Below are 21990 nucleotides of genomic sequence, written 5' to 3'. Positions count from 1 at the left end.
ATGAATCTATTAATGTTAATTATTCTACTTTTCTTTTGGGTAATGTTACTTTTTTATTCTATCCTTACAATAGCTGGCGTGGTTCAACGATTGACGAAAAAAAAGACGGTTACTTTAACCAACTATCCTTCAATTGCCGTATTAATTCCTGCTCATAATGAAGATGTTGTTATTAAAGATACATTGAATGCAATGGTAAAGTTGAAGTATCCGGGAGAATTGATAGTGTATGTATTAGATGATAATTCGAAAGATGATACTGAGGCTATTGTACAGGAATTTAGTCAGCTGTTTTCTAGAATACGTTACATCAAAGTTCCGCCAGGAGAACCTACTGGAAAATCTAGAGTTTTAAATTATGGGCTTTCGATTACAAAATCAGATTACTTTTTAGTGTATGATGCAGACAATCAACCAGATGAAAATGCCGCAATTGAATTAATTTATGCAGCAGAAACGACTAAAGATGCAGCTGGGGCAGTGGGCTATGTGAAGACAGTTAATGCCAACCAAAATTTGTTAACGCGCATGATTGCCATTGAATTTCAAGTCTTTCAGTTATTAATGCAAAGTGGCCGGTGGAAAATGTTTCGGGCAGGTTCTCTGGCCGGTACCAATATGCTGCTTAAAAGAGATGTACTTATAGCTGCTGGTGGATATGATCCGTATGCTTTAGCAGAAGATGCAGAATTGACTGTCCGTATAGCTGCAATGGGAAAAACGTTACCCGTTGTTCATCAATCTCATACATGGGAACAAGAACCCGAAAACATGAAAATATTTATCAAACAACGGACAAGATGGTTGACAGGAAATCTGTATTTATTGGAAAAATCACTTCATGAATGGAGCTTTTGGAAAGGCAAAACTTTTATTTATAGTTTACAACATCTTTTAACGTACTTTGTTTTTGTCATTTTATTATTGATTTCAAATACGTGGTTTTTCTTAGGGCTGTTTGGATTCTCCGTTCCTTATTTTGACGTTCCTTTATTAATCATTTGGTTTTTAAGTTATGTTATTTATACTGCTCAGGTAATCAGCTCGATGGTTTTAGAAGAGTCAATCACCCCTTTTAATGTCTTTGTAGGGTTGATTATGTACTTTACTTACGCACAGTTCTTTTTAGTGTTGCTTTTAAGAAGTGCCAGTCAATACATTTGGAGCCGAATAACGAATAAAACCATCACTTGGGATAAAACAAAACGCTTTAAAAAAGGAGAGTCAGAGTGAGTAAAAAAAGATTCTTCATGATTCTACTAGTCATTTTGCTCATAACGATTCTAACTCTGCTATTTAGTTATAATAAAAGAGAGGTTCAAGAAGTGATAGAAAATAACTATAAAAATGATGACAATTTGATAAAAAATTATGCCAAAAATAATCAGATTGAGTATTTATCTGAAAGTACTGGTCAATATCTTTATTACTTACTGCTTGTAAAAGATGAAAAAGAGTTCAAACAACAAGTGGATAGTTTGAAAAATAATTTTATAGTAAAAAGGTCTGATGGAACCTATATTAAATGGACAACATCTGATCAAACAACCACAAATGCTTCCGTTGATGATTTTCGTATTATTGAAGTTCTTAGAAAAGGTGGCAAATATTTTCAGGAACCGGATTATGTAATATTAGCTAATGAATTAGAAGAAACGTTAAATTCGAAACAATTAACAGATGGGCTGATAGTTGATTTTTATGATTGGGAGTTACAAAAAAAAGCTACTACAGTGCATTTATCGTATATCAATGACCAAATTATAAAAGGAAATGCTAGGGTTGATCCAGCAGATTATCAAAAGCTATTGGCTGGATCAACCAATTCACAAAATCCATTTTTTAAAGAGATTTATACAGTTGATAAGCACTCGTATCTATCAGCAGATAAAAATACTGTGAATATGATTGACCAATTCATGATTGCAATTCAATATTTGAAATTTATGAATCAAGTTCCACCAGAGTTTGATCAGTGGGTGAAACAAGAATGGGATACAAATGGGAAATTATTTGGGGGATATGTTAAATCAACTCGTACACCAGCTGTCCCTTATGAATCAAGTGCTGTGTATGCTTTAGCGTATCTCTACTTTAAACAAGCAAATGAAGAGAAGTATGCAGATGAACTCTACGCTATGATTTTAACTCAACCGTCATTTGATAAGAATCCTGACTATTCAAAGATTCATTTTTTTGATTATATTTGGATTGAAACAGCTAATGCTATCTATAAAACGAGGGATAAGACTCAGTAACTTAATAAGTAAAAAGAAGGGTTCTTTATCTACAGTAAAAGCCAATCCATTCCTATAAATTTAGGAATAGATTGGCTTTTACTATGGAATTAAATAGGCATTATTTTTCTAATAAAAACTGCACTGAAATGGCATCTGGACCAGCATGAGTCATTACACTAGGACAAGCATAAGACACCATGGGTTCAACATGTGGAAAAGTTGATTTTAACATAGCTAAAATAGTGGTTGAATAGTCGCTCATACCAATGTGAGTAAAACCAATGGCATGAACTTTTTTTGGAGCATCATGTAAAGTCTGACAGATTTCTTTATAGCGTTTTACGATAGATTTCGTTCCGCGTCCTTTTGAATCTGAATGCAGTTTCCCATTAGTCATTTGTAAATTTGCTTTGATATCCATTAGCGAAGTCAATTTACCCATCGTTTTTCCGATACGACCGCCTTTTATCATGTTCTCAAGGTTGGCAATGCTGATATAGAGAATAGTTCTTGATTTGATATCTTCTAAATGAGTTAATAGTTCTTCCATTGTCGAAGCAGTGCTGGCAAATTCAGCTGCAGCAAGAACTTGAAACGCTTGTGCGCGAGCGCAAAATTCAGAGTCGATAACGGTTACTTTTCCATTTGATAAACCGGCAGCTTGGTGAGCCGAATGAACAGTCCCACTTAACGTTTCGGTTACATGGATAGATAAAACTTCACTACCATCAGCCGTTAAATCGTTATACGCTTCCAAAAATTTTCCAACTGGAGGTTGAGAAGATTTTGGTAACTCAGATGATTGTTTCATTTTTTGCAAAAATTCTTCATTTGTTATTTCAATCTCATCATGATAAACCACATTATCAACCATAGAGGATAGTGGAACAATCGTAATACCATAGCGAGATACTTCTTCTTCAGTTAATTCAACAGTTGAATCGGTTACAATTTTTAATTTCATTTAATGTTCTCCTTAAAACTAGTTATAATCTGAGTATATCGTAAAACCTATAAGAATAATATCATTTATTATCAGATAGTGAGTTATGTCAAAAAAACGCTCTTTTTCATTAAAATGAAAAGAGCGTTTTTTAAGATTGTTATCGTTTAATTTGTTTGAGTATCATCAATAGAAGCATATTTGAAGCTGCGACTACCGAAAACAGGACGGTAAATATCTTTTACAAAAGGTTTTTCAAGGTAAGCTTCTGCTGTTTGGTAGATTGGAACGTCAACATAATGTTCACCCAAGGCTACTTTTTCAATTTCAATCAGCGTGTTCCATCTTGCTAAGGCATCATCGTATTGTTGATTGCTTTGATCTACAAGTGCGTCGATGTCTTCAAATGAATAATTACCACGATTAATATCGGTATCAAAACGTTCAACAAAGTTAATTGGATCCGCGAAGTCAGCTAACCAATAAGAAGTAGCGATTTGGTAATTACCCGATTTGATATTATCTAGTCTTGAGTTATCAGGCATTTGACGAATGTCAATTGTTAATCCAGGTAAGTTATTTTGCAATTCACTTTGTAGGAATTCAGCTAACTTCTTACTGTCTTCAGAATCCGAAGTTGTTAACTCTAGTGTAACAGTGTCTACACCTAATTCCTCTAAGCCAGCTTGCCAAGCCGTTTGGGCTATATTGACGTCATATTGTACAACATCCCCAGCATCTTCACGGAAATCAGCACCTGTTTCAGGGTTCTTAGCCAAGCCGTTTGGAACATGTCCGAAAATAGAGTGAGACCCGTTTAAGAGTACATTATCAGTAAATCCCTGACGATCAATGGCATAAGTTAAAGCCTTACGAATATTCTCATTCGCTAATTCGGGAACATCATGATTGACCTCGATGTAATAGATCCAGGCTTTGTCATTCGTTTTAAAATCAGGATTTTCTGTGTATTGAGCGACAAAATCACCGGATAAATCAATAGAATCTAACTCGCCAGACTCATAAAGATTAAGTCCAGTTCCCACTTCTTTGACGACTTGAGTATTGATTTCGTCAAGTTGAACGGTATCTTTATCCCAATATTCATCATTTTTCATGTATTTCCAAGAATCTCCTGAAGCAGAATCCCAATCCGCCAATGTAAATGGTCCATTATAGATAGCATTTTCTGCATTTAAGCCATAGTTTTCACCTTTTTCGGTTACAAAAGCTTCATTTTGTGGGAAATAGCATGGAATTGTTAAGACATCGAGAAAATAAGGAACGGGTTTTTCTAATGTTACTTTTAATGTTTTATCGTCAAGTGCTTCAACACCCAATGTATCTACTTCTGCTTCACCATTTAGGATAGCTTCAGCATTTTTTACAATACCTGAAAACAAATAAGCATATCCGGATCCATTTTCTGGATTCACCATTCTTTTCCAAGCAAAGACAAAATCATCGGCTGTAACAGGTGTGCCATTTGACCAGTTCGCATCATCGCGTAGCGTAAAGGTGTACGTGACACCATCTTCAGAAACTTCAGGCATATTGGCTGCATTGCCTGGAACTAAATTGCCTTCTAAATCATACGTAACCAAACCTTCATAAACATTGTTCATCGGTGTAAAGTTTGTAGTGGATATAGTTGTATCCATTGTATCCATTTCTGATTCAGCTGCAAGTTGTAAAATTTGCTGTTCTTGACCAGTATTACCATTCCCTTTTTCATCATTTCCGCATGCGCTTAACACTGCAAATGACGTAAGGGCAACTAATCCAATTTTATTAAAATGTCTTCCCATATTCATTACCCCCTTAAAATCATTCCATTAATTTTTCTATATCAATTCAATATTGTTCCATTGTAGCACTTAAGAGCTTTTTTTGAATAGTAATTGAGACTAAATAGATGGAAGAAATTTAAAAGGATAGAAAAAAAGAAAAACGTTTTCTTTGGAAGCGGTTGTTTTATTTGATATGATTAGAACAAGCAATAGTAAAAAAGTTGAGAGGTGTGAAGTGATGATGAAAAAAATACAAGGAGCTTATCCAACGCTAGAAGAAACGGTAAGTAAAATTGATCAATTGTTAAAAGAAGGATATAGAGCAGATAACATTACAGTAGTAGCAAAAAAAGAAAAAATAGAAGCCATTCATGCTGAAACACTGGCTGAAGTGGATGCTGTTCTAACCAATGAAAGTCCAACTTCAGTATGGGATACGGTAAAAAATGTCTTTTCAAATAAAGATGAAGAGGATAATCCACTAAAAAAATACGGATTTGATAAAAAATCGACTGAAACGTATAATACAGCTATTAAAAATGGAGAGTATGTAGTATTGGTTGATGATGAAACCAATCAGCCGGCATCAAATGAAGGAATCCAACCGATTATAACTGTACCAGCGGGTAATACGATGGTTTCGGGAACTGATGGGAACCCTATCCTACCTAGAGTTGAGGTGAAACCTGAAGGAACAAATGCTACTTTTAGTGATTCAAACCAACCAACTAGTGAAAACCAACCAAAAAATCACTAATGTTGGTCAAAATTGTACCAGTTGCTAAAAAAGTTGCACAGAAGTGCAGCTTTTTTTAGCAACTAGATAAATAAATGGAGGAGATTGGATGTTGTTTATCATTGATATGCAAAATGATTTTGTGGATAATGAAAAAGGCGTTTTAGCGGTACCTAATGCCGCAAAGATTGTACCAAAAATTATTGAGGAAATCCATCGTCAAGAAGAAAAAGGAGAGCCTATTTATTACACAATAAACCAGCATGATTTAGAAAATGACCATCGTTCGGATGAAGAAAAAAAGTGGGGCATGGCATTATTTGGTCCTTTAGAAGCAGCTTTGAAAGAACATAAAGGCTTTAACAAGAAATTTCATTCTATTTCACCTGAAGATGCAGAAGAATTAAGAAATGCGTATAAAGATGATCCGGATAGAGTCATTGAATTTGTTGGAGTAGAAACCAATGTATGTGTATTGTCTAATGCCATCATGCTCCATAATTCTTTTCCGCTTGCAACTATTAGAGTATTAGAAGATTTATGCATAGGGACGACTGAAGAATTGCATAAAGAAACATTGGATGTAATGAAAAGTTTAAAAATAGAAATCAACTAATGAGAGCATTAACGACGGTATCTCTATTTTTAAAAAAAGAATAATAGGTTCATTATAGTGGGGTGAAAAAAAGATCTGTGGTAATCTTTTACTGTAATTAAAAGAACTGCAGACAGTAGACATAAACATATACCTTGTTAGAAAAAGTTTGGATCAGTAGGAGGGGTATCTGATGCTAGTGAAATATAGAAATGCTTACAATAAAGTTGCGTTAGGTTTAGTGTCTTATATGCCAAAAGAGCATGATTTAAAGCAACTCCAAAGAACGATGCAACGCTATGAGCAAAATCCTAATTGGGAGATGTATTTATGGAAAGAAGCAGAAAAATATATTGGAGTAATCGGAATTAACGTTCAAGAAAATGAGTTCTTGATTCAACATTTAGCGGTTCTTCCTTCTTATAGAGGAGAAGGAGTAGGCAAGGCCATGATAAATGAAATACAAAAGATATATGGTGGTTATAAAATGTCAGCTGTTGAAGAAATAGAAACTTTCATAGAGGCTATTTATTAGAGGTAGAAAAATGATGAAAATAAATTTTTTCAGTAATATAAGCGAATGTTTAAAAAGCCACTGTTTATTAGTCTAAATGATGGCTTTTTTGAATGACGTATTTAATTATCTGGAAATCAATGAAAAGAAAGAGCAGTACCAACTACATAGTAGTTTACCTTGACAATCCTAATCGAATAACTCATGCTGAAGAAAAAGAATTGGGTAGTTGGAAAGGGAAAACAATGAATCCATTATTTAGAATTATCTTAAAATTACTATCTTCACCAAAAATAGATATGCAAAAGGATTACGTTTGGGTACGAAGAATGCAGCAAATTTTTTCGGGGAAACCTAAAAAAGGGTACCGCATATTGGATAAGAAAATTTATTCAAAGGATCAAACACATGATATTCCGGTGCGTATTTTTTATCCTAAAGAACCATTAAATGACGATGTTTTAGTTTTCTTTCATGGAGGCGGATGGGTGATTGGAGACATTGATACCTATACAACGGCGTGCATCAATATGGCAGATTTGACTGGAAGAGTTGTCTATTCAGTTGATTATCGACTAGCTCCTGAGTATCCTTATCCATCAGGCTTAGAAGACTGTTACCGAGTGGCAGAGACGCTAATGACTCATTTGGAACTAAGTGGGATGATGGAAGCTTCGCAAATTACGTTAATTGGAGATTCAGCGGGTGGAAATTTAGCTGCGGCTGTTTCGTTAATGTTGAGAGACAAAGGGAAAATTGTTCCGACTAAACAAATTTTGCTTTACCCGGTTACTTATTGGAACCATACAGAAAGTTCTCCATTTGAATCTATTCGCACAAATGGGTATAAATATGGATTAACAGCTAAAAAGGTCCAAGAATACATGGAAATGTACGAACCTAATTTAGCTGAGCGTAAAAATTCTTATGTCGCACCCCTGATGACAAAAGACTTAACACATCAACCTAAAACATTGGTTATTACAGCCGAGTTCGATCCGTTACGAGATGAAGGGGAAATGTATGGAATAGCTTTAAGAGAAGCGGGAAATGAGGTAGTAATCCAACGTATCGGTGGAGCCGTACATGGTTTTATTACTTATCCAAGATTTGCTGAATCGATGACAGCCACTTATGAAGCTATCAATATTTTTTTGAATGAAGATTAAACAGTAAGGGGAAATTTAGTAGAGCAAAGGAGAGGAGAATATGAAACGGAAAAATTGGGTTCGACTGGATAATGCGTCTAATATTTTTCTCGCAGCTATGACTGATTTTGACACAAAAGTCTTTCGACTAAGTGCAGCCATGGAAGAATCAGTTGATCCAAAACTGTTGCAGGAAGCATTAGAACATACGTTAGAAGCGTATCCCTTATACCGTAGTGTTTTGCGACGTGGAGTATTTTGGTATTATTTAGAAGAAAGTGATCTTAAGCCCCAAGTCCTATTAGATGAACAACCTCCTTGTTCTCAGTTGTATCACTTTGATCGTAAAGAATTGCTTTTTCGAGTAGTGTACTATCAAAATCGGATTCATTTAGAAGTCTTTCATGCTTTGTCAGATGGAACAGGAGCGTTGTGGTTCTTTGAAGATTTACTGAGTGAATATGTTCTTCTGCAACAGGCTCAAGCACCTTCTGACATAAATAAGGAGAATTCTCGCTTAGAACGCACCAGAGAAAATGCAAATGTAGATAGTTTTATCCAGTATTTTCGTCATAAAGGGCAGCGCAATTACACAGATGCTGCACAATCGGCTATTCGAAAGTTGGCGGGCGCAAGCAAGACCGTTGGTAAATTTGCACTGCGTTATGGAAAAAAGTTCATCCAAAATGAACCAACATCTTTAGAAAATAAAAAGAAAAAAAAGAAAGTTTATCAAATAAAAGGCAAACGAACTATTGATAACCGAACGCATGTCGTTGAATTAAATATGCCGGTCCAATCTGTTCTAACATTAGCACATGAACAGCAGGCTTCTCTTACGACTTATTTAACAGCTTTGTTTATTGAAGCAATTCGCAAAACAAATCCCGCTGTACAAGACGGGATGACGATTGCGGTTTCGGTTCCGGTCAATTTGAGGCAATTTTATTATTCAAATTCTGCCAGAAACTTTTTTAGCACGACACGTTTGGAATATACCTATGACCCTGCAGAGGAAATCAATTTAGCAGCTATTTGCAAAACGCTTAAGGAACAATTGCAACAACAGCTTAGTCAAAATAGTTTGGAAACCCGATTGAATAAGCTGATTTCCTATGAATTTAACCCTTTTACGCGTGTAATCATTCGTCCAATCAAAGATGGTCTGTTAAAAGTAATCAATTATTTTAACAACCGCGGGTTAACTTTTGCAATGTCTAATTTAGGAAAAGTTCAGTTGCCCCAAACCATTGATGAGAAAGTTCATCAAGTTTATTTTCAAACATCTGCCGTAAGACCGCAGTTCTGTGTCGTCAGTCATCGAGATCATTTATCCATTTGCCTAAATTCGCCATTTATTGATACAACGTTATATAAGCAATTCGTTAGAGATTTAACCGCTCTGGGAGTTCCAGTGACCATTTCAGCTAATAAAATAGCTGGTCCAGAATTGAGAGGTGAGGAAGAGTGAATTATTGTCAAGCATGTAAAGTGTCTGTTAATGGGGATTGGTTAAATTGCCCTCTTTGTCATCAGCCTTTGGAAAAGGGTTCTGAACCGCCATTGCCTAATCCTTATCCAGATATTCCTTTACGGTTTAATAAGAAACAAGTTATGAGGATCTTAACGATAATCTCTCTTGCGACTATCAGTATATCCTTAATCATTGAATTGTTCTTTTTACATTCGCCCAAAGGATTGAATATTGTTTCATTTGGTATCGTGAGTATGTGGCTCGTTGTTTTAATCATTATTCGCAAACGTCGAAATATCGCTAAAAGCATCGTTTATTTAATTATTTCGCTGTCGCTATTAAGTATTTATTGGGATTATGTAGAGGGGTGGTCCGCTTGGTCTACCACTCATGCTGTGCCAATGATCTGTATTTTTGCGCTTATTGCCATGTATATCGCTGTTCGTTTGGTGAAAGTAGAAGTAGAAGATTATATTGTGTATTTATTGTGTGCTGCGATGATTGGCTTGATTCCGGCTGTTTTCCTATTTTTCGATTGGGTAACGACTCCTTTACCAGCCTGGTTGTCAATTGGCTTCAGTACGGTCATGTTGATTGTGACTTTTATTTTCTATCGAGGAGAAGTATTGCGAGAGTTGGAGAAGAGAATGATGGTTTAAAATTTAAGGGAGCACGTTTTTTTCTGAAAAAGGAAAAAACGTGCTTTTATATTGCCATTTATTTTTGAAAAAAATGGAAAATAACCATAAATTTGAGAGCGGATTCTTTGAAGTGTAATAAAAAATAAGGTGACGGAGAAGAAATGATGGTAAGAAAAGATGTTCATTCATAAAAAAGAATTACAATATTATGCAAAATCTGACAAGTCGGATCCACTTATGGCTCGTAAGATGTAAGAAATTCTAGGCGGACAGTAGGGTGAAATTTCAGTAGCTATGCAATACTTGTTTCAAGGATGGAATACAAGGGGAAATGGTAAATACAAAGACTTGATTTTAGATACTGGTTCGGAAGAAATCGGACACGTGGAAATGATTGCAACAATGATTGCTCAATTACTAGATGATGCTCCAGTCGATCCTCAAGAAAACGCATTTGAAAGTGATCCTGCTATTGCAGCTGTTATGGGAGGCATGGATTTACAACATGCTATCGTAACAGGTCTTGGACCCACTGCAAAAGATTCAAATGGCGTTCCTTGTAATGGTTCATATATTACTGCAAGTGGAAATTTACTTGCTGATTTTCATTCAAATATTAATGCAGAATCCCAAGGACATCTTCAAATGGCGGAACATTTATCTATAAAGATGAGCCAGAAGTGTTGGGAGAAAAACCTGTTTTAAAACCCGCACAACCTAGCTTACACAATACAGTTGATAAGGATATTAAGAAATAATGGATTAAAGAGAATAACTTCTTCTAACAGGATCTTACTGAAATTTCTGTTAGAAGGAGTGATTTTTATAAAAAAATCACTCCATTAACGTTGTAGGCTAATGGAGTGAGCGTTATTTTTATGTGGTTGGACTATTAGTTTATAAGAAAAAAGATTCTTTTTCTGCTAAGTATAATAGTGATTTAAGAAATATGAGAAAGTTGTTTTTGCATTTCTAACAAATCGATGCGACGAACTTCTCTTGGCAAGAAACGACGGATGTCATCATCGTTGAATCCAATTTGCAATCTTTTTTCATCGATTAAAATAGGGCGACGAATCAAACTTGGTTCTGCTTGGATTAATTCTAATACTTCAGACAATGAAAGTTGATCTAATGGTACATCTAAATTTTGGAAAGCTTGTGAACGGTATGAGATAATATCTTCTGTTCCATTTTCTGTCAAACGTAAAATTGCTTTAAGTTCTGAAATAGTTAAACTTTCATTGAAAATATTTTTTTCAATAAAAGACAGGTTATTTTCCTCTAACCATGATTTTGCTTTACGACATGAAGCTGAGCTAGGTGTTGTATACAAAGTAATCATTTTATTCACTCTCCTGTTTATAATTAAACTAATTAATAATTGCTAAATAAAATTGGAATTCTTTTACAAGTAGTATCTTACTATGAATTTGTACAAAAAGCAACAGCATTTGTCACAAAGAGTTCACAAGTTTGTGACATTTAGACTAATTTACTGTAAATAAAGGTAAACAAAAGGTTTTTAAAGACGAGAAATTTTGTTTGAAATGAACCCTGTGTTAATCTGATAAAAAGAAGAAATAAACTTTAAGGGGGTCAAAGAGATGAAAGTCGCCGTTATTGCAGCAACAGGAAGAGCGGGTAGTTTGATTGCAAAAGAAGCAAAAGATAGAGGTCATAAAGTAACGGCTATTGTAAGAAATGCAGAAAAGTTAGCAGATAAAGAATTGAAAGTAGTTGAGAAAGATCTCTTTACATTAACTTCAGAAGATTTAAAAAAATATGATGTAGTAATTAATGCATTTGGTACTGGAATGGAACAGGAACAAGCGGTTAAACACGTACAGTTTGGTCAAATTTTAATTGAAGCATTAAAAGGTGCCCCTGGAACAAAATTGATTGTTGTAGGCGGAGCAGGTAGTTTGTATGTAAATGAAGAACAAACGATTCGTGTGATGGATACGCCAGACTTACCAACTTTTTTTCAACCGACAGCTATTAATCAAGCCAAAAACTTAGCTGATTTAGAAAAAACGGATGATATAACATGGACGTTTGTCAGTCCAGCTTTAGATTTTGATGCAACAGGTAAACGAACGGGCAGTTACCAAGTTGGAACTAATCAAGTTATCGTAAACTCAAAAAATCAAAGCTACATCAGTTATGCTGATTTTGCGATTGCCATTGTGGATGAAATTGAACAAGCAACACATAAAAATGAACGATTTACCGTTGTTTCTGAAGCTGAATAAGAATGAATATAAATAAGGACTTTGCTGAGGAAAAATTCAGCAAAGTCCTTATTTTATAAAATGCAAAGAGTTCTTTGAGTAAATCAGGTTTAGCCGACTGTTTGAAAGCAAGGTAAACGAGATAGCTTATTCTGTGCTCAATTTTTCTACAACCGTCATCATTGCTTCGGGTTTGTTTTGCCATTCCAAAAATTCCATTCGATGACCGAAAAAAGCATTTGTGTAGAATCGACGAGCACCAGGAAGGTTATGATCCTCTTCAAATGGAATAGCGTATTCTTTTAGCCGATTCATTAATTCAGCAATATTGGTCATCTCAAATGCAGGATGGCCTCTTTTTTCAGCGTGAAAATCCCCATCAAATCCGACGTGTAAAATTTGATTGCCAATATCAAACCAAATACTCTCGAAATGGTTGAGTGTTTCAGGTTTTTCAACTTCCTCACATCCTAAGATCTCTGTGAAAAACCTTCTAGTCTCTGTTTCTGAACCTAATGGAGCAGTAATTTGAACGTGATCCAAACCTTTAAAAGAAAAAGGCACTTGTCATTCTCCTTTCTGTCTTAAATCTATCTTTAAGTTTACTATACCACACTGGTTTTGAGAAATTAGTGAAAAAATAGGAATAAAAAAGCAACCAATGAAAGTTGGCTAAATGACTTAAACCTTCTTGATAGGTATTCCAATGCTTTCTTTCCTCCTCTCAATCAAATGATTGGGAAGTGGGTCTTTATCCAAAATATCAAGAATCCGCCAAAGAGAATCGTATCTTTTGAATAAGAAAGAGAGGTATGCCATAATGAGCTCAAAATGGAGGGATGTAATTATGGCTGACGAGCGTGATAAAGCTTTAAAAATTATTGAAAAAAATAATGTAGGAACGTTGTCTACTGTCTCAGAGGGTAAACCAGTATCTCGTTACATGACTTTTTTTAATGAAGGATTCATTCTTTATACACTGACAGATAAACGCACGCATAAAGTAGAAGATTTGGAAAAGAATCCTCATGCGTTTGTTTTATTGGGCTATGACACAGGGTTATTGAATAATAACTATGTCGAGATAGCGGGTCAAGTCTCGATTACTGAAGATCAAGCACTGATTGAACATCTTTGGAGTCCATATATGAAACTCATTTTTGACGGAAAAGATGATCCAAATATCATAGTCTTGAAGATCCAACCCGATACAGTTGCTCTTAGAGGAACAAAAGATGCTGAAGTGCTATCAATTGATCTAAATTAAATAGAAAACAAAAGAAGAAGGTGAAAAGCAGCTGCTTTTCACCTTCTTCTTTTGTTTAATTCAGTTCAGCTAACTGGTAATCGGTTGATTTAAGGCGATTGACCAATGAATCTTGCAAATCTGATGCGATAAAATACAATTCATGCATAGCTCGACTACAAATAGTATAAGCAGTCGATAAGTCGTTGGAAGAAGTAGGAGCCGAATATTGGAAAAGGGCAAATACACTATCAAATTCCAATCCTTTAGCTAATTGCACGGGTATAACAATAACAGGATGATGAGTATTATCCGTATCCTTCAGTACTAAATTACTGCCAATGCCAGCATGTGCTAATTCTTGGTAGAAGCGTTCGGCTTCTGCATAATTTTTACTGATAAAGGCCGTACGAAAACCGGCTTTTTTATTTTCAGCAACTTTTTCTTTTACATAGTCCAAATAATGATCATGAGTAGCGGTTAAAATCATTTCAGGTTTTTTACCTTCACGGAAATTGGCTTCTGCAGCAGAATGATCTTCCAGAAAACGGTTTGAAAACTGGATAATCTCATTTGTTGACCGATAACTTGTTAATAATTGATAGCGCTGAAAAGAGCTGCCAGTGAAAATGGTATCTAAGTCGTTGAAAGAAAGTCGCTTCATTAAAATATTTTGATTAAGATCACCGCTTAGAACAAAATGTGCTGTTGGGTAAAAGTCTTTTAACATTTGCAATTGGAATGGAGAGAAATCTTGTACTTCATCTAAACAAATGTATTTAAATTTAGTGCTGCTAATCGGTCCATGCATCAATTGGAACAAACTGTAAAAAGCATCCATATCTTCTAACGCTAGTTCTTTATGAGCGATGTTCGTTACTACTTGTTGAATGTGCTCTGTCCACATGTCCTCAGTGATTGAAAATTCTGCTAAAGAAAGCAATTTTGGAACAGCTTTTAAGAAATGAACATATTGATGTTGGTAACGGATAAAACTTAATCGTTTAATTCTTTTGATAAGAGGTGAATAAGCGGACTCTATAATCGAGTCAATCAAATTTTCTTCAGCCTTTTGTTCATTTTTCGATTCACTTTCGTGTAGGCGCAACTCACTATCAGACATTGAAAGTAAAACATCTTCCACCCATTTAGCTGTTCGTTGTGTCTGTTTAAGTTGCTCGATTTTTTGTAACAACAAGGTTTGCAATAAGGCTAACTTACTAGCTAAAGTACCGTTGCTTTCGGTGCTGTAAAATAGTTCTTTAATTTCTTCTTTTGAGATGATGATTTCACCTTGGAAAGATAGCGAAGAAAAACGCAGGTAATCCGTTTTTAATCGATCAGTATAGCGTTTTAGCGCTTCTGAAAATTGCAGACTTCCTTTAAGTAAAGTGACTTTAGACAACTCTTCATCTTGGTTGGAGATGAGAGTAAATTTTGGAACTCTTTGATTCATAAATTCAGGGAACGTATGGCTTGTCACATTCATTTCACCTAATTCAGGCAACACTTGAGAAATATACGTTTGGAAAATTCTATTGGGAGAGAATAAAATAATTTCAGAAGCTTTTAATTGATCTCTGAATGTGTAAAGTAAATAAGCAATTTTTTGCATCAAGACAACGGTTTTTCCAGAACCCGCAACGCCTTCAATCAAGGTGATTTTGGCAGAATTATCCCGTACGATTTGATTTTGTTGTTTTTGAAGAGTTGAAATAACGGCACCCATTTGATAAGTGGAGCGGTCTTCTAATGCTTCAAGCAAATAAGGATCGCCCATCACATTATCGGTATCCAAGAGTTGAATAATTTTTGCCTGACGAATTAAAAATTGACGTTTCAATTCAATCAGAAGTGTTAATTTTTCTTCACCAATTTTCAACGGAATCGTGTCGCCTACATTGCCTTCATAATAAAGCGATGCAATAGGTGAGCGCCAATCGACCACTAAGTTATCGTATTCATCAAATACAGAGCTAATGCCGATATAGATAGTTTCTTTGCCCAATTCATCTTCATAATCGATTCGACCGAAGTAAGGATCGTCGACCATTTTTTCTAAAGCCATCACGCGATTTTGATTTTTTAGGAGTGTTTTACTGCGAATCATTAGGTCTTGTTCAATTAAGCGTAATTCACCGGCTGATTCCCACATGCTTTCACTTGAACCTTGATTGATTTTAATTTCACCAGATTCTTTTAAGCGTTTTTTTTGTTCAGCACTATCGTGTGCGACGGTTTTTTTTAATTGATCTAGTTCAGATTGAATTTTTTTAACAACGGTTTGAACACGTTGTTGTTCCATAGATAAGCTATCAGTCAATGAAATAAGCTCCTTTCAAAAGCTGGAAATAAAGAAAGATTTGGTTCAACTCATTTTAAACGCAACTAGCAGTATACCACCGAAATAGCTTGATTGCTACAAGGGGATTAATTCTAGTTTAAAGAATTTTAATTTGCAAGAATATACACTTTTTAGACGATTCATTCAGTTAATATGATGAAAAGTGAGAAAAAGATGATAAAAAGGTTAAAATTCAGGGTGGGTTATGGTAAGATGACAATACTTTAATTTATGGGGGTATAGCAATGAAAATCAATAAAAAAGGGGCATTGTCTATCGGACTTACCGTAACGACTGTTTTACTTGCAGCGTGTGGTGGATCTAATGGCGATACAGACTCAACGAGTAAAGATTCAACAAAAGGGGAAAATCAGGCAACAGACCAGAGTATTTCTGTGGGTGTGTTAAATGAATTATCGACTGGCGATACATTGCTTGTATCCGATATTGGAACAAATACTGCAATGAGTCAATACTTAGAAGGCCTATACCGATTGGATGAAAATAATCAGCCAGTTCCAGCCCTTGCAGAAGAAACAACGGTCTCAGAAGATGGGTTGACGTACACATTCAAATTGCGAGAAGATGCAACTTGGTCAAATGGCGAACCGGTTACAGCTCATGATTTTGTGTATGCTTGGAGACAAGCTGTGAACCCTGAAAAAGCCGCTCCGTATTCATATATGTTTACATCTATCGTAAATGCTGAAGAAATCATCAATGGTGAAATGACTCCTGAAGAATTAGGTATAGAAGCTGTTGGCGACTATGAATTTACCGTGCAGATGACTGTGCCGGTATCTTACTTTTTAGGTGAAATGGCTTTTCTGCCTTTCTTTCCTCAAAATCAAGCATTCGTAGAAGAGATGGGTTCAGAATATGGTACGAGTAGTGACACAACTTTATATAATGGACCATTCATTTTAACTGGATGGGATGGAACGAATCAATCATGGAGTTATCAAAAAAATGAAGACTACTGGGATGCGAAAAATATAACCTTAGACAAAATTGACGTACAGGTCATTAAAGAAGTTTCGACGGCACTCAATTTATTTGAATCTGGTGGATTAGATGATGCTATTCTTTCAGGTGAAAGTGCCAAACAATACGTGGATAATGAAGCATATGTTGTAGAGCCAGAAGCCCGCACAAACTATTTGCAATTCAATTACACCGATGTGCCAATGTTTTCTAATGCTAAATTGAGAGAAGCTTTCTCTTTGATATTGGACCGTGAAGAATTAGCCAATACGATTTTAGGAAATGGGTCACTTCCTGCAACCGCATTTGTGCCACATGATTTTGTAACAAATCCAGTTACCGGCAATGACTTTGCAGATGATGCAGGTGATTTTTTAACGTACGACAAAGAAAAAGCTAAACAACTTTTTGATGAAGCTAAAAAAGAACTGGGAGTCGATACCATCGAAATCGATTTGCTTGGAGATGACGATGAGGCAAGTAAGCTGGTTGGACAATACATTCAAGGTGAATTGCAAAATAACTTTGAGGGGCTAACGATCAATTTGAGTAATGTGCCTAAAAACAATCGAATCGAAAAAGGACAATCAGGTGATTTTGATATCATTCTAGGCGGATGGGGAGCTATTTTGCCAGATGCAATCAATTTATTGGATATCATGAATAGTGAGACAACATTCAATGTCGGACCTTACAAAAATGAAAAAGTTGACCAATTATTAAATGATGCCGAAACAGTAAATGCAAATGATCCAGAAGCCCGTTGGCAAAATATGCTTGATGCTCAAGCAATTATGTTAAATGAAAAAGGATTTATCCCTTTATACCACACAGCCGAAGTACATTTGCGCAATCCGAAACTAAAAGGTGTTGAAGTGCATTCTGTCAGCGCTCGTTACGATTACCGCAATGCTTATGTTGCAGAATAGGAGATGCTAAGAAAATGGATGAACAGTTACTTAAACGTTTTGTAAAATATGCTAAAGTCAATACGCGGTCTGATATGAACAGTCAGACCGTTCCAACAACTTATGCACAAGTAGAATTTGCTTTGAAGTTGGCGGAAGAGTTAAAAGAAATCGGGTTAGAGGAAGTCGAATACAATGATGCTAACGGTTTTGTGACAGCTACTTTGCCGAGCAATCTAGCTCATGACGTTCCTGTTATCGGGTTTATTGCTCATATCGATACGGCTGATTTTAATGCTGAAAATATTCAACCACAAGTTCATGTGAATTATGATGGCAACGATATTGTGCTTAATAAAGAGCTGGGTATCGTGATGACAACAGCTGAATTCCCTCAATTAACGCATTACATTGGGGAAACAGTGATCACAACAGATGGAACAACCTTGTTAGGAGCAGATGATAAAGCCGGTATGGCTTCTATTGTTACTGCGATGGAGGAATTTATCAAGCATCCAGAACTTCCACATGGCAAAATACGTGTGGCTTTTGGACCAGATGAAGAGATAGGTCGTGGCGCGTTATTATTTGATGTCGATCAGTTCCAAGCTGATTTTGCTTACACTTTAGATAGTGGAATGGTTGGTAAATTTGAATACGAAACGTTTAACGCAGCTCAAGCCGAATTAACGATCAAAGGGACCAGTGTGCACCCTGGAACGGCTAAAGACAGTATGGTCAATGCGTTATTAGTCGCAGCTCAATTTGTTACAGCATTGCCTCAAGAAGAAGTTCCTGAAAAAACGGAAGGTTATGAGGGTTTTTATATGTTGTCCAGCCAAGTTGGAACGATTGACGAAGTTAAAGCAACCTATATCATTCGTGACCACGATAAAGCAGCATTTGAAAAACGCAAGCAATACTTCGCTGCGTTAGTCGATCAATTCAATCAAACATTTGATCAGCCGCGTATTGCGGTGAAGTTATACGATCAGTATTACAACATGCGCGATATCATTGGAAAAGATCTTTCTATTGTAGAGTTAGCGTTAAATGCTTACCGAGCATTAGGAATCGAACCTGATGTCAAACCATTTAGAGGTGGAACAGACGGCAGTATTATTACGTATAAAGGATTGCCTACACCAAATATCTTTACCGGTGCTGAGAACTTGCATGGCAAATACGAGTTTGTATCAGTTGAAGGTATGAAACAAGCAGCTCAAGTTGTGATTGAAATTGCTCGCATGAATGCAGAATAGTTTACGTACCATAAAGTATTTTTTTATGGTCCACATGGTAGTTAAAAGGAGTTTGCATACCGTAAGAGCAGAAAATTTAGGTTCATAGGGTAGTTAAAAGGGATTTAGGTACCGTAAGTGCAAATTTTTTAAATCTATACAGTACTTAAAAGTAATTTATACGCTATAAGAGTAGTTTTATAGCACTAAAAAGGCTCATTTAATGAGCCTTTTTTGGTTAGTCTGTAAAAAAAATTGCAACCACCAATAAATCAGTAGTGTATACTAGATGAGTAGTTTAGTTGAATAAATTAATTTAAATTAATCCAATGAAGGAGTGCGATAAAATGGCACAAGAAGAACTGAAAAATAGATCTGAGGTTTCTGAAGCATTAACATGGGACCTTACAGGCTTATACCCAACAAAAGAAGTTTTCGAAGCTGCAGTAGAAGATATGAAAGCAGCGGTCAAACAATTTAGTACGACTTATGAAGGGAATTTAACGGATGCTAAAATGATCTCTACGGCTTTAAAGCAATATAGTGAAATCATGCAAACAGCAGACTGGACGAATCATTATGCCTTTTTGCCAGCTACGACTGATTTGACGAATCCTGAAAATACCGGGCTGTCTCGTTCAATGGATAATGTACTAGCCGAAATTGGCGCTCAATTATCCTTTTTCGATTCAGAATTAAAAGCAGTAGATACCGCTATTTTAGATCAAGTTGAAAAAGAAGAACCTCAATTTGCTTCTTTTATTCGCCACATTAAAGAAGACAAATCGATTCAATTGGATCCTAAAGTAGAAAAAGCTTTAGCTCAACTTTCACCAGTTCTTGGCGCTCCTGAAGCGATTTATGAACAAGCTCGTTTGGCGGATATGGATTTTGGAACATTTAATGTTGCAGGAAAAGAATATCCACTAAGTTTTGTCTTGTATGAAGACCATTATATGTACCATGCAGATACAGCTATTCGACGTGCTGCATTTGACCAATTCTCTACAGTCCTTAGCAAATACCAAAATGTTGTAGCAGCGGCTTATTACACACAAGTTCAAAAAGAAAAAACAATCGCTACCATGCGTGGTTTTGATTCAGTAATCGACTATCTTTTATACGATCAAGAAGTTGACCGCGAGCTTTATAATCGCCAAATCGACAGCATCATGAACGATTTAGCTCCTGTAATGCAAAAATACATTACGCATGTTAAAGAAATCAATGGGTTGGACAAAATGACTTATGCCGATTTGAAGATTGATTTAGACGCTGATTACTCATCAAAAATCACTGTAGAACAATCAAAAGAGGTTGTGGCAGATGCATTGAGCGTTCTAGGGCAAGATTACATTGACCGAATTATGAAAGCTTATCCAGAACGCTGGGTAGATTTTGTGCAAAACAAAGGGAAATCTACTGGTGGATTCTGTACGTCACCATATGGCAAACACCCTTATATCCTAATGTCTTGGAATAACCAATTGTCCGATGTATACACATTGATCCATGAAATTGGTCATGCTGGACAAGGGATTCTTTCTGGGGAAAACAACAGCATTTTGGGAGCAGAACCGTCTCTTTATTTGATAGAAGCTCCGTCAACCTTCAATGAATTGTTGTTAACAGAATCGATAAGACGAAAAAGCGAAGATCCTCGCGAACAACGTTTCGCCTTATCTAATATGATTTCAAACACCTATTTCCACAACTTTATTACACATTTATTGGAAGCAGCTTATCAACGTGAAGTTTACCAATTAATTGATGAAGGAAAAAGTTTTGATGCTGCTCAATTAAGCGATATCAAACGTTCTGTATTGAATAAATTCTGGGGAGACGCAGTTGAAATCAATCCAGGAGCAGAATTAACGTGGATGCGCCAAAGCCATTACTATATGGGATTATACTCTTACACTTATTCTGCAGGATTGACGATTGCGACTCAAGCCTTCTTGCGTATTAAAGAAGAAGGACAATCAGCAGTAAATGAGTGGTTAGAATTCCTAGCTCTTGGAGATCAATACCGCCCAGCACCAGCTGCAAAAATTGCTGGTGTTGATATTACTACGGATAAACCTTTAGCGGATACGATTCATTATTTAGATGAATCAGTGGATACAATCATTGCATTAACCAAACAATTAACCGATTAAGAAAAATTTTTTAGGCAAATAGGCTGGTAAAAAGTCCTAGCCTAAGTAAAAAACTCATTCTTTTTTGATGGTCACTTTATCCATCAAAATAAGAATGAGTTTTTTAGTTTACCCGCTTAATGAATTTAATATAAAAAGCCTTTGCGATTATCGCAAAGGCTTAAAAAGGGGGTAAGTACTTATTTATGGGGGTAAATAAGTAAGAAAAGAAAAAGTTTTAGGGTTGGTATGACTTTAGTATAAACGGTCAATGTGAAGTTTTAATGATTGTTTCTTTCTATTTTGTGACAATGAATGAAAGAAAATATGAAGTTTTTAGGAAGAAAAAAAACCATTAATTTAGGTCATTAAAAGCGTGTAAATAGTAAATGTTAGAAAAGCGATAATCAGTAGATTAAGAATAAATAAGATAGTCGTAAAAGCTTGATTTCTAGCTTTCGTCGATAGGACCATTGATCCAATATTCAATAACACTGCAACAATAAGTACGCCAAGAAAAATGGGGAAACTAAACAATGAAAATTGGTTTTGAATAAGTATAGAAACAACAGTTAATAGGAGAGAAATGGAAATTAAAATTGTTGGCCATTTTTGAGTATTTTTTTTAGTGTTGTACATGAGTAAGAACTCCAGTCTTTTTTTTATTTATTGCCGATAAGCCTAAGTATACAATTTGGTATTCCGCTTAACAACCGTTTCGTGAAAGATGACTTATTTTTGTAAGAAAGGTAATGAAATTAGAGGACTAGAGTTAAAGGTGAAAGATGGTTTAGTAAACAATGTTGACAGTACA

General features: G+C 35.7%; 20 protein-coding genes. 14 read left to right on the top strand and 6 right to left on the bottom strand.

Translation table 11 applies throughout. The annotated features are described in order from the left end of the window. Both BP18_RS09045 and BP18_RS09040 read left to right on the top strand, forming a co-directional pair. Positions 1-1233 (top strand): glycosyltransferase family 2 protein, encoded by a 1233-nt coding sequence (locus BP18_RS09045; RefSeq protein ID WP_029276584.1) that lies wholly within the window; start codon positions 1-3, stop codon positions 1231-1233. Further along, positions 1230-2258, top strand: a complete 1029-nt coding sequence (locus BP18_RS09040; RefSeq protein ID WP_029276582.1) for a hypothetical protein — start codon at positions 1230-1232, stop codon at positions 2256-2258. Before BP18_RS09045 ends, BP18_RS09040 begins: the two co-directional genes overlap by 4 nt. Positions 2259-2358: 100 nt before the next feature. On the opposite strand, the gene BP18_RS09035 is transcribed toward BP18_RS09040, so the two are convergent. Together BP18_RS09035 and BP18_RS09030 are read right to left on the bottom strand one after the other, a co-directional pair. Beyond that, a complete protein-coding gene (locus BP18_RS09035; protein ID WP_029276580.1) occupies positions 2359-3204 on the bottom strand; it encodes a DegV family protein in 846 nt (281 codons plus the stop codon). A gap of 146 nt (positions 3205-3350) precedes the next feature. Next, on the bottom strand, positions 3351-4991 hold the full coding sequence (locus BP18_RS09030) for a peptide ABC transporter substrate-binding protein (protein ID WP_007722883.1): 1641 nt from the start codon (positions 4989-4991) through the stop codon (positions 3351-3353). A 220-nt stretch (positions 4992-5211) separates the two neighbouring features. Here BP18_RS09030 and BP18_RS09025 point away from each other — a divergent pair, with 220 nt between their 5' ends. The 7 genes from BP18_RS09025 to BP18_RS08995 all read left to right on the top strand — a co-directional run bounded on the left by BP18_RS09025 (position 5212) and on the right by BP18_RS08995 (position 10786). Beyond that, on the top strand, positions 5212-5730 hold the full coding sequence (locus tag BP18_RS09025) for a general stress protein (protein ID WP_231549461.1): 519 nt from the start codon (positions 5212-5214) through the stop codon (positions 5728-5730). Positions 5731-5818: 88 nt separating this feature from the next. Then, a complete protein-coding gene (locus BP18_RS09020) occupies positions 5819-6325 on the top strand; it encodes a cysteine hydrolase family protein (RefSeq protein WP_029276574.1) in 507 nt (168 codons plus the stop codon). Between the two features lie 172 nt (positions 6326-6497). After that, a complete protein-coding gene (locus BP18_RS09015; protein WP_029276572.1) occupies positions 6498-6839 on the top strand; it encodes a GNAT family N-acetyltransferase in 342 nt (113 codons plus the stop codon). 92 nt (positions 6840-6931) lie between these two features. Then, entirely contained in the window at positions 6932-7987 is a 1056-nt protein-coding gene (locus BP18_RS09010) for an alpha/beta hydrolase (RefSeq protein ID WP_231549460.1), read from the top strand. A 40-nt stretch (positions 7988-8027) separates the two neighbouring features. Continuing rightward, positions 8028-9437, top strand: a complete 1410-nt coding sequence (locus BP18_RS09005; RefSeq protein ID WP_029276568.1) for an alcohol acetyltransferase — start codon at positions 8028-8030, stop codon at positions 9435-9437. Then, positions 9434-10099 carry a DUF6320 domain-containing protein gene (locus BP18_RS09000; protein ID WP_007722866.1) on the top strand — a complete coding sequence of 222 codons (666 nt, stop codon included), beginning with the start codon at positions 9434-9436 and terminating at the stop codon, positions 10097-10099. Before BP18_RS09005 ends, BP18_RS09000 begins: the two co-directional genes overlap by 4 nt. A gap of 264 nt (positions 10100-10363) precedes the next feature. Next, on the top strand, positions 10364-10786 hold the full coding sequence (locus tag BP18_RS08995; RefSeq protein WP_407921365.1) for a manganese catalase family protein: 423 nt from the start codon (positions 10364-10366) through the stop codon (positions 10784-10786). 235 nt (positions 10787-11021) lie between these two features. Here the strand turns inward: BP18_RS08995 and spxA are convergent, their stop codons facing one another. Then, entirely contained in the window at positions 11022-11426 is a 405-nt protein-coding gene (gene spxA / locus BP18_RS08990) for a transcriptional regulator SpxA (protein ID WP_007722860.1), read from the bottom strand. Between the two features lie 262 nt (positions 11427-11688). Between spxA and BP18_RS08985 the strand changes: the two genes are divergently transcribed. Beyond that, positions 11689-12336, top strand: coding sequence for an NAD(P)-dependent oxidoreductase (locus BP18_RS08985; RefSeq protein WP_029276565.1), 648 nt, complete (start codon positions 11689-11691; stop codon positions 12334-12336). Between the two features lie 126 nt (positions 12337-12462). Here the strand turns inward: BP18_RS08985 and BP18_RS08980 are convergent, their stop codons facing one another. After that, entirely contained in the window at positions 12463-12879 is a 417-nt protein-coding gene (locus BP18_RS08980; protein WP_051669213.1) for a VOC family protein, read from the bottom strand. A gap of 283 nt (positions 12880-13162) precedes the next feature. On the opposite strand from BP18_RS08980, the gene BP18_RS08975 reads away from it, so the two are divergent. Next, the gene (locus BP18_RS08975) at positions 13163-13582 is read left to right on the top strand and encodes a pyridoxamine 5'-phosphate oxidase family protein (RefSeq protein ID WP_029276561.1); all 420 of its coding nucleotides are present in this window, start codon (positions 13163-13165) and stop codon (positions 13580-13582) included. A gap of 55 nt (positions 13583-13637) precedes the next feature. Here the strand turns inward: BP18_RS08975 and helD are convergent, their stop codons facing one another. Beyond that, positions 13638-15884 carry an RNA polymerase recycling motor HelD gene (gene helD / locus BP18_RS08970; RefSeq protein WP_231549459.1) on the bottom strand — a complete coding sequence of 749 codons (2247 nt, stop codon included), beginning with the start codon at positions 15882-15884 and terminating at the stop codon, positions 13638-13640. A 266-nt stretch (positions 15885-16150) separates the two neighbouring features. Between helD and BP18_RS08965 the strand changes: the two genes are divergently transcribed. The 3 genes from BP18_RS08965 (at position 16151) to pepF (ending at position 21197) form a co-directional block, all read left to right on the top strand. Then, the gene (locus BP18_RS08965) at positions 16151-17818 is read left to right on the top strand and encodes a peptide ABC transporter substrate-binding protein (protein WP_007722848.1); all 1668 of its coding nucleotides are present in this window, start codon (positions 16151-16153) and stop codon (positions 17816-17818) included. 14 nt (positions 17819-17832) lie between these two features. Beyond that, the gene (gene pepT, locus BP18_RS08960; RefSeq protein ID WP_029276103.1) at positions 17833-19059 is read left to right on the top strand and encodes a peptidase T; all 1227 of its coding nucleotides are present in this window, start codon (positions 17833-17835) and stop codon (positions 19057-19059) included. A gap of 326 nt (positions 19060-19385) precedes the next feature. After that, positions 19386-21197, top strand: a complete 1812-nt coding sequence (gene pepF / locus BP18_RS08955; protein WP_029276100.1) for an oligoendopeptidase F — start codon at positions 19386-19388, stop codon at positions 21195-21197. Between the two features lie 339 nt (positions 21198-21536). Here pepF and BP18_RS08950 read toward each other — a convergent pair whose 3' ends face one another. Further along, complete coding sequence (locus tag BP18_RS08950; RefSeq protein ID WP_029276098.1) at positions 21537-21815, bottom strand: hypothetical protein; 279 nt, start codon at positions 21813-21815, stop codon at positions 21537-21539. Positions 21816-21990: the final 175 nt, after the last annotated feature.

This window comes from Carnobacterium jeotgali MS3 (genome assembly GCF_000745125.1).
GTDB classification, from domain to species: Bacteria; Bacillota; Bacilli; order Lactobacillales; family Carnobacteriaceae; genus Carnobacterium_B; species Carnobacterium_B jeotgali.
Note: the sequence above shows the minus strand (reverse complement) of the source record. Positions and strands in the feature narration are given on the sequence as shown.

Bases quoted from the DNA above. Each gene is read 5' to 3' on its own strand.
- pepF (WP_029276100.1), top strand. From the start codon at position 19,386: ATGGCACAAGAAGAACTGAAAAATAGATCTGAGGTTTCTGAAGCATTA.
- BP18_RS09015 (WP_029276572.1), top strand. From the start codon at position 6,498: ATGCTAGTGAAATATAGAAATGCTTACAATAAAGTTGCGTTAGGTTTA.
- BP18_RS09035 (WP_029276580.1), bottom strand. From the start codon at position 3,204: ATGAAATTAAAAATTGTAACCGATTCAACTGTTGAATTAACTGAAGAA.
- BP18_RS09020 (WP_029276574.1), top strand. From the start codon at position 5,819: ATGTTGTTTATCATTGATATGCAAAATGATTTTGTGGATAATGAAAAA.
- BP18_RS08985 (WP_029276565.1), top strand. From the start codon at position 11,689: ATGAAAGTCGCCGTTATTGCAGCAACAGGAAGAGCGGGTAGTTTGATT.
- BP18_RS09005 (WP_029276568.1), top strand. From the start codon at position 8,028: ATGAAACGGAAAAATTGGGTTCGACTGGATAATGCGTCTAATATTTTT.
- BP18_RS08950 (WP_029276098.1), bottom strand. From the start codon at position 21,815: ATGTACAACACTAAAAAAAATACTCAAAAATGGCCAACAATTTTAATT.
- spxA (WP_007722860.1), bottom strand. From the start codon at position 11,426: ATGATTACTTTGTATACAACACCTAGCTCAGCTTCATGTCGTAAAGCA.
- BP18_RS09030 (WP_007722883.1), bottom strand. From the start codon at position 4,991: ATGGGAAGACATTTTAATAAAATTGGATTAGTTGCCCTTACGTCATTT.
- BP18_RS09025 (WP_231549461.1), top strand. From the start codon at position 5,212: ATGATGAAAAAAATACAAGGAGCTTATCCAACGCTAGAAGAAACGGTA.
- BP18_RS08975 (WP_029276561.1), top strand. From the start codon at position 13,163: ATGGCTGACGAGCGTGATAAAGCTTTAAAAATTATTGAAAAAAATAAT.
- BP18_RS08965 (WP_007722848.1), top strand. From the start codon at position 16,151: ATGAAAATCAATAAAAAAGGGGCATTGTCTATCGGACTTACCGTAACG.
- BP18_RS09045 (WP_029276584.1), top strand. From the start codon at position 1: ATGAATCTATTAATGTTAATTATTCTACTTTTCTTTTGGGTAATGTTA.
- pepT (WP_029276103.1), top strand. From the start codon at position 17,833: ATGGATGAACAGTTACTTAAACGTTTTGTAAAATATGCTAAAGTCAAT.
- BP18_RS09010 (WP_231549460.1), top strand. From the start codon at position 6,932: ATGACGTATTTAATTATCTGGAAATCAATGAAAAGAAAGAGCAGTACC.